General features: G+C 55.8%; 1 protein-coding gene. It reads right to left on the bottom strand.

The genetic code is table 11. The features are described from left to right. Positions 1-220: 220 nt before the first annotated feature. On the bottom strand, positions 221-1042 hold the full coding sequence (locus EB084_26135) for a class I SAM-dependent methyltransferase (protein NDD31744.1): 822 nt from the start codon (positions 1040-1042) through the stop codon (positions 221-223). Positions 1043-1169 lie beyond the last annotated feature (127 nt).

The raw sequence follows: 1169 nt of genomic DNA on the forward strand, positions 1-1169 counted from the left end.
TATTTTTTTGAAAGATAGGGTAAGTGGACAGCGCAGACGTCAAGTATACAACGAACGAGCAAGTGTACAAGAAATGGGAAGGGAGGAAGGGATGGAGGGTTCGACCTTGGGTCACAAGTTTACATATGGATGGATGGATGGCACTTCGAATCGTCAAGTATACAAGAAAGGCACGCACGCACAATAAGAACAACAAGTGTACACCTTAATTCCCAGCCTTTCAGACGATCCACACACGCACGTGCCCGGGCACGACGTCGTACCGCTTCGAACACACGCCCACAATCGACTCGATCGTGTGCAAGTACTCCAACAGGTACGGCTCGCCCGATACCATGCTTTGACTGGGAGCATATGTCGGCACAATGTCGACGACCCACACTTGAGAACACGCGCGTCGTAAGTGGCTGAGCAAGTGTGCGTTCGCCTCTGCAGGCAGCTCGTGCATCACCATGCACACGACTGCGGCGTCGTACTCACACGCAACGTCGGCGCCATTGCACACTTCGAAGCGGACGTGCGGGTGTCGCACGAGCGACCGTGCGACGCCGATCATCTCGTGCGAAGTGTCTACACCGACGACGTCGAGCATGTTGGTTCGCGCGAGCTCGTACGTGAGCGTCCCCGCACCGCAGCCCACGTCGACGACGCGTGGTTGTCGTCGTCGTCTTCGTTGACGCGTGTGCACATATGCATCTCTATCGATCGTCATTCGTCGTACCACCTCTTCGGCGACCAGGCGGCGCATGTGTGCCTTGCCGTACGCAAAGTGGTCGATCGCCGCGGTGAACGGCCACGCCGTCCACGCATGCACGAGTCCTCCGAACCCGATGTTGCCCAAGTTATGAATCGATGGGTGGAACGGCGCAGTACGAATGCACCGACGCTCGCCAAGTGCCGAGTACCGCATCGGCGGTGATGGTGGTGGAGGCGGAGTTGATCGCGGAAGTAGCAACGTGCGAACGACGTTCGAGCAGAGCAAGAGAGTGCAGAGAGACGCGAGGCGCAGTGCGCTCAGTAGTGGTGGTCGTGAGGGCGGCATTCTGTCTTGTTTGAATATAGTGCGTACATTTTTTGTCGGACGCGTACTTTGAAGTACTTAAGGGTCTGTTTCGAAAATAATAATGAAGGAGTTAGTTTCTCATGATGACACATGCGACTTCCAGAGC

This window comes from Pseudomonadota bacterium (assembly GCA_010028905.1).
Lineage (GTDB): Bacteria > Vulcanimicrobiota > Xenobia > RGZZ01 > RGZZ01 > RGZZ01.